This is a genomic window from Streptomyces mayteni, assembly GCF_054783955.1.
Window position 1 is genome coordinate 21135 of record NZ_BAAGPR010000104.1, and the last position, 7127, is coordinate 28261.

Sequence of the window (7127 nt, forward strand, 5' to 3'; positions counted from 1 at the left end):
CGTCAGGCCGTCCGGTGGCGCGCCCCGTGCACGGCCGCGATGATCGCCGTCGCGGCCGCCGCGACGGCGGCTATCGCGAAGCAGGTCACATACGCGTCCACCGTCGGCACGCCCGTGCCCGGCAGCACGTCGCCGACCAGGATGGCCGCCGTCGCCGCGCTCGCCAGGCTGCCACCGGCGGTGCGGACCAGCGAGTTGACGCCGCTGGCGATGCCGCTCTGCTCCATCGGCACGTGCTGGACGGCCAGCGTGCCGAGCGCCGCGTAGGCGATGCCGAAGCCGACGCCCTGGATGGCGCTGAAGATCAGGAAGTCGCCGACCGAGCCGTGCTGGAGGGCCAGCCACAGGTAGGCGAGGGCCGCGAAGGCCGAGCCGATGGCCAGCGTCCGCGCGGCGCCGAGCTTGGCCTCGAAGCGGCCGGCCAGGGCCGAGAAGAGCAGCATGGTGACGGTGCTCGGCAGCATGTAGAGGCCGACGTCCAGCACCGATCCCGACAGGCCGTAGCCGACGGCGTCCTCCGGGGTCTGGATGAAGTTGGACACCAGCTGGAAGGCCGCGAACATCGCGAAGCCGAGCAGCAGCGAGGCCAGGTTGGCGGAGAGCGACCGCGGCCCGACCAGCAGCGGCAGCCGCACCAGCGGGTCGCGGACCCGCAGCTGGGTCATGACCCAGACCACGCACAGCACGACCGCCGCCGCGAACAGGCCGAGTATCCGGGCGTCGGTCCAGCCCCAGGCGTTGCCCTGGCTGATGCCGAGCAGCAGGCTGACCAGGAAGCCGGCGAGCAGCAGGGCGCCCGGGATGTCGGGGCGGCCACCGGTGCGCGAGGTGGACTCGGAGGTGCAGGCGACCACGAAGCCGAGGCCGACGGCGGCCATGGCGGCGGAGATCCAGAAGACCGGGTGGTGGGTGTCGGTGTTGTCGGCGATGACGCCGGTGACCAGCATGCCGGCCGCGCCGCCGACGCCCATGGTGGCGCTGACGACGCCGATCGCGGTGGTGACCCGCTCCCGCGGGAAGGTGTCCCTGATCATGCCGATGGCCAGCGGGATCACGGCGGCCGCCGCGCCCTGGAGCGCCCGGCCGGCGATCATCACGGTCAGCGAGTCGGCGAGCGCGCAGACCACCGAGCCGACGACGAGCAGCATCATCGTCAGCATGATCATCTTCTTCTTGCCGTACATGTCGCCGAAGCGCGAGAGCAGCGGGGTGGCGACCGCGCCGGCCAGCAGCGTGGCGGTGAACACCCAGGCGACGGACGTCACGGTGGCGTCGAAGGTCTCGGCCAGCCGGGGCAGCAGGGGCAGGACGAGGGTCTGCTGCAGGGACACGACGAGACCGGACACGGCGAGTGCCAGGAGGGTCAGGCCGGGGCGGCTCGTCGTCGACCGACCGAGGCGGTTGGGCTCGGCCGCCGCGATGGTGGTGTCTGTCACAGGTGGCTCCTGTTTCCACGTTTCTACGGATTTCCACGATTACTTAACTCAGGAAAATAGTAGCTTACTTGACTTAGGCAATGAGCTGGTAAAGTGGGTCCATGGCCACACCACACCCGCCGGCCGCCCAGGTGCCGGCCGAAGTGATCCAGATCGAGCGCGAGCTGCACCGGATCGCCTACCTGAGCAGTCGGGCCAGACAGCACGACCGCCTCATGGCCCAGTCGGGCGTGCCGCTCGACCGGGCCGCCGTCTCCCTGCTGCGCGGCCTCGCCGACGTCGAGCGGCTGCGGGTGGGGGAGTTGGCCTCCCGGCTGAACGTGGAGGCGCCGCACGTCACCCGGCAGGCCCAGCGGCTCGAACGGGCCGGCTATGTGGAGCGCGGCCCCGACCCCGACGACGGCCGGGCCCAGCTGATCGGCCTCACCCCCACCGGCCGGGACGCCGTCGACCGGATCCGCCAGACCTCGCGGCGCGGCATGTGGGACGCGCTCGGCCACTGGGCCCCCGAGGACCTGGGCCGGCTCGCCGACCTCTTCCAGCGCATGGTCGACGACTTCGTCGACTACGCCGCCGAGCAGGAGGCCCGGGAAACCCGCGACGCCCAGGAGAGCCAGGAGACCTCCCGATCGCCCGTCGGACATGACGCATGAACCCCGCCGCCCCCGACCTGTTACGGGCCTCGGCCACGGCGCCGCGCCACTGCCGGCGCGCGGCGCCGGCGAGCGCGTGCTGGTCGCGGTCCACGACCCCGGCACCCACGAGATGCTCTCCACCACGCTGGAGCTCGCCGGCTACCGGGTCGGCACCGCCGGCAGCCGCACCGAGGCCGTCGCCCGGATCGCGCGGCACCGCTTCGACCTGGTGGTCATCGACGTGGTCCCGCCGGACGGCAACGGCATCCCCGTGCTCCGCCACCGGGACGCCGACCGCCCCCGGGTGTTGCTGCTGATCGCCCACGAGGCCCTCGGCAGCGTCGTCCACCGCCTCGGCCACGGGGTGGACGACTACGTCACCAAGCCGTTCCGCGTCGCCGAGGTGCTGGCCAGGGCGCACGTGCTGCTGCGGCGCGACGGGCCGCCGCGCGCCGAGGCCCCGCCCGGCTACGCGGACCTGACGTTGGACGACGTCACCTGCCGGGTGCGGCGCGGCGAACGCGTGCTGGACCTGACCCCGGCCGAGTACCGGCTGCTGCGCTACCTGCTGGCCAACGCGGAGCAGGTCGTCACCAAGGAGCAGATCTGCTACCACGTCTGGGGCGAGTTCCGGGGCGACAACGCGATCGAGAAGCTGGTCTCCCGGCTGCGCCGCAAGGTCAACCAGCAGCAGCCCGCCCTCCTCCACACCCGCCGCGGCTTCGGCTACTGGCTCGGCCGACTGTGACCCCGGTCACGTCAGGTTGACGTCAGGTAGCCGGCCGGTCGCGGTCAGCGGCGCCCGGTTTCCTGGACCCGAGGTCGAGAGAGGCGCCGCCACCGGCGTCGGCGCCTCCACCCCCCACCCCCAGGAGCGAGATGACCGACGCCAAGGCCGCCCCCGCACCAGCCCCTGGACTGAAGAACGCCAGCGCCGTCGTCACCGGCGGCGGCTCCGGCATCGGCCGGGCCACCGCCCTGCGGCTGGCCGCGGCCGGCGCCCGCCTCGTCGTGGCCGACATCGACGCCCCGGCCGCCGAGCGGGTCCGCGCGGAGATCGAGGCCGGCGGCTCCACCGCCGTCACCGTGGTCGGCGACCTCGGCGACCAGGCCGTCGTCGACGCCGTCGTCGCCACCGCGGTCGACCGGTTCGGCCGGCTCGACGTGCTGGTCAACAACGCCGGCGTGATGGACGACATGTCCGCCACCGCCGACGTCACGGACGCGATGTGGGAGCGGCTGCTCACCGTCAACCTCACCGCCCCCTTCCGCCTCACCCGCGCCGCGCTGCCCGTGATGCTCGCCCAGGGCTCGGGCGCCATCGTGAACACCGCGTCCGAGGCGTCCCTGCGCGGCAGCGCGGCCGGCACCGCCTACACGGTCTCCAAGTGGGGCGTCGCCGGCCTCACCCTCTCCACCGCCGTGATGTACCGGGACACCGGGATCCGGATCAACGCCGTGGCGCCGGGCGGCACCCGCACCAACATCGCCGTCAGCCCGGGCCCCGGCCGCGGCCCGCGGGCGATCGGCGCGCACCGCGCGGCGGTCGGCCGGGTCGCCGAGGCCGACGAACTGGCCGCCGCGATCGTGTTCCTCGCCTCCGACGCCGCCAGCAACATCAACGGCGTCGTGCTGCCGGTCGACAACGGCTGGTCGGCCGTCTGACCCCGCCGGCACGGCTCACCCCACCACCCCCTCACGAAGGACAGGCATGTCGTTATCCGAAACCAGCCTCCCCTCCGATCCCCAGGAGCCCGGATTCGACCCCGACGCCCTGCGCGCCCGCTACCGCGCCGAACGCGACCGCCGCCTGCACCCGCGGGGGAGCGGTCAGTACCGGCCCGCCACCGGCGACTTCGGCTACTACGTGGACGACCCCTACGCCACCGACCACACCAGGGAGCCGCTGCACGACCGGGTGGACGCCGTGGTCGTCGGCGGCGGCTTCGGCGGGCTGCTCGCCGCCGCCCGGCTGCGCCAGGCCGGCCTCGACCGGATCCGGGTGATCGAGCGGGGCGGCGACTTCGGCGGCACCTGGTACTGGAACCGCTATCCGGGCATCCACTGCGACATCGAGTCCTACGTCTACCTCCCGCTGCTTGAGGAGGTCGGCTACGTCCCCGAGTGGCGCTACGCGCCGGGCGAGGAGATCCGCCAGCACGCCCGCGCGATCGGCCGCCACTTCGACCTCTACGCCGACGCCCGCTTCGGGACCGAGGTCGACGGGCTGCGCTGGGACGACGCCGCCGGCGAGTGGACCGTCTCCACCGACCGCGGCGACCGGATCGCGGCCCGCTACGTCGTGGTCTCCGGCGGCCCGTTCGGCCGCCCCAAGCTCCCCGGCATCCCCGGCATCGAGACCTTCCGCGGCCACACCTTCCACACCAGCCGCTGGGACTACGCCTACACCGGCGGCGGACCGGACGGCGACCTGCACCGGCTGGCCGACAAGCGCGTCGGCGTCATCGGCACCGGCGCCACCGCCATCCAGTGCGTCCCCCACCTCGGCGCGGCCGCCGGCCACCTCTACGTCTTCCAGCGCACCCCGTCGTCCGTCGCCGAGCGCGGCAACCGCCCCACGGAACCCGGCTGGGCCGCCGCCCTCACCCCTGGCTGGCACCACGAGCGCCGCGAGAACTTCCTCGCCGCCGTCAGCGGCGCGCCGACCGAGGTGGACCTGGTCGACGACGGCTGGACCGCCGGCGGCCACCTGCTCGGCACCCTGATGCCCCGCGTCGACCACCGGCCGGACGGGGAGCCGGACGAGGAACGCGACCGCCTGCTCGAACTGGCCGACTTCCGGATGATGAACGAGATCCGCGCCCGCGTCGACCGGATCGTCGCGGACCCGGCCACCGCCGAGACCCTCAAGCCCTGGTACCGCTACGCCTGCAAGCGCCCCACCTTCAGCGACACCTACCTGGAGACGTTCAACCGCCCCAACACCACCCTGGTGGACACCGCGGGCCCCGGCATCGAGCTGCTCACCGAGCGGGCCGTGGTGGTCGACGGCGTCTCCTACGAGGTGGACTGCGTGATCTTCGCCACCGGCTTCGACCTCACCCTGCCCACCCAGGACCGCACCGGCTTCCCGATCCACGGCCGGGCGGGGCGCACCCTCGCCGAGCACTGGGCGGCGGGGCCACGCACCCTGCACGGCTTCTACAGCCACGGCTTCCCCAACCTCTTCCACCTCGGCGCGCTGCAGAACGCCAGCTCGGTGAACTTCACCCACGTCCTCGACGAACAGGCCAAGCACATCGGGGAGGTGGTCGCCGAGGCCATGAAACGCACCGACCACCGGGTGGAGCCCACCGCCGAGGCCGAGGAGGACTGGCAGGCCACGCTCCACGAACGCGGCGTCGACCACTCGGCGTTCCACGCCGAGTGCACCCCCGGCTACTACAACAACGAGGGCCGGGTGCGGGCCGGCCGCCGCCCCTCGTTCGGCGACGGGCCGATCGCCTTCCACCGGCTGATCAGGCGGTGGCGCACGGAGGGAGGGCTGCGCGATGTCCTCGCCGACTGACGCACGCCCCAGCCGCCTCGACCCCGCCGGCGCCCGGCGGCCCGCCACCGGCGCCGGCTGGCGCGCCACCCGGCTCAACCACCCCAACCCGCTGTGGGGTTCCAACGGCGTCGCCTTCGGCCCCGACGGCCGGCTCTACGTGGCACAGTTCCTCGCCGGCCGGATCAGCGCCGTCGAGGTGGCCACCGGCGACGTGGAGACCGTCGTCGGCCCGGGCGACCCCGTCCAGGCCCCTGACGACCTCGCCTTCGGCGCCGACGGCGCCATGTACATCGCCGACCTCACCCCCGGACGGGTCTGGCGCCGCACCCCGGCCGGCGAGTTCCACCTGGTCACCGCGGACGTCGCCCAACCCAACGGCATCACCTGCGTCGGCGACCGGCTCTTCGTCAACGAGATGCGCTCGGACGGCCGGCTGTTCGAGCTCTTCCCCGACGGCCGCGACCCCGTGGTGCTCGCCGACGACCTCGCCTTCGGCAACGCCATGCAGCGCGGCCCCGACGGCTGGCTCTACTACCCGCACATGATCACCGGCCAGGTCTGGCGGGTGCACCCGGACGGCGGCCCGGCCGAACTCTTCGCCGACGCCGTCGACGAGCCGGTGGCCGTCCGCTTCGACCAGGGTGGCGCCCTGGTGGTGCTCTCCCGCGGCCCGGCAGGACTGCTCACCAGGATCGACCGGGACAGCGGCCGGCGCACCCTGCTGGCCACCGGCGTGACCGGCCTCGACAACGCCGCCTTCGACGCCGAGAACCGGATGCTGGTCTCCAGCTACGCCAGCGGCGGCATCACCGAGGTCCACCCGGACGGCAGGACCAGGGACCTCGTACCGCGTGGGCTCAACGGGCCGTTCGGGATTACCGTCGACCTGGGCGGCCGGGTGCACGTCGCCGACCACTTCAGCCTGACCAGCACCCCGGCGCCGGCCGAGACGGTCGCCCAACCGCCATGGCCCGACGAGGCGTTGACCCGTCGCCTGATCATCTTCGCACACGGCCTGACCGCCGACGACGGCCTGCTCCACCTCACCACCCGACGCGGCGAGGTGCACACCCACGACCCGGCCGACGACACCACCCGGGTGCGGGTCAGCGGGCTGCGCGATCCGGTCGGGATCGCCGTCGCCAGGGACGGCGCGCTGCTGGTCGCCGAGGCCGGCGCGGGCCGGGTGCTGCGCGTCGACGCGGCGGACGCCGTCACCGTGCTCGCCGAGGGCCTGCCGCACCCGGTCGACGTGGCCCTGGACGGCGCCGGGCGCCTCCACGTCACCGACGACGAACTCGGGGCGGTGGTACGGCTGGACGACGCAGGCGGCGGTCCAGGCACGACCGTCGCGGACGGCCTCGGCGCGCCCCAGGGGCTGGTCGTCGACGGCGACGAGCTGTTCACCGTGGAGACCGCGCGCCGCAGACTGCTGGCGATCTCGCTGACCACCGGCGAGCGCCGGGTGGTCGCCGAGCACCTGCCGGTCGGCCGGCCGCCGGCCACCGGGCGGGCCGAGCCGCCGGCCCCGCCGGGAGGGGCGGG

The 7127-nt window shown here is 73.9% G+C and carries 6 protein-coding genes; 5 read left to right on the forward strand and 1 reads right to left on the reverse strand.

Features of this window, described 5'->3' with window-relative positions; genetic code table 11:
* Nucleotides 1–2: 2 nt before the first annotated feature.
* Entirely contained in the window at nucleotides 3–1436 is a 1434-nt protein-coding gene (locus ACYVPE_RS31850) for an MFS transporter (protein WP_461037245.1), read from the reverse strand.
* 101 nt (nucleotides 1437–1537) lie between these two features.
* Between ACYVPE_RS31850 and ACYVPE_RS31855 the strand changes: the two genes are divergently transcribed.
* The 5 genes from ACYVPE_RS31855 to ACYVPE_RS31875 form a co-directional block, all read left to right on the forward strand.
* Nucleotides 1538–2089, forward strand: a complete 552-nt coding sequence (locus tag ACYVPE_RS31855) for a MarR family winged helix-turn-helix transcriptional regulator (protein ID WP_461037246.1) — start codon at nucleotides 1538–1540, stop codon at nucleotides 2087–2089.
* Nucleotides 2079–2819 carry a response regulator transcription factor gene (locus ACYVPE_RS31860; protein ID WP_461037247.1) on the forward strand — a complete coding sequence of 247 codons (741 nt, stop codon included), beginning with the start codon at nucleotides 2079–2081 and terminating at the stop codon, nucleotides 2817–2819. The genes ACYVPE_RS31855 and ACYVPE_RS31860 overlap by 11 nt, the downstream gene beginning before the upstream one ends.
* Before the next feature lie 131 nt (nucleotides 2820–2950).
* Nucleotides 2951–3736 (forward strand): SDR family NAD(P)-dependent oxidoreductase, encoded by a 786-nt coding sequence (locus ACYVPE_RS31865; protein ID WP_461037248.1) that lies wholly within the window; start codon nucleotides 2951–2953, stop codon nucleotides 3734–3736.
* 46 nt (nucleotides 3737–3782) lie between these two features.
* Nucleotides 3783–5600 (forward strand): flavin-containing monooxygenase, encoded by a 1818-nt coding sequence (locus ACYVPE_RS31870; protein ID WP_461037249.1) that lies wholly within the window; start codon nucleotides 3783–3785, stop codon nucleotides 5598–5600.
* Nucleotides 5584–7127 (forward strand): hypothetical protein (locus tag ACYVPE_RS31875; RefSeq protein ID WP_461037250.1); only part of this gene is annotated, 1544 nt, incomplete at its 3' end. The genes ACYVPE_RS31870 and ACYVPE_RS31875, both read left to right, overlap by 17 nt.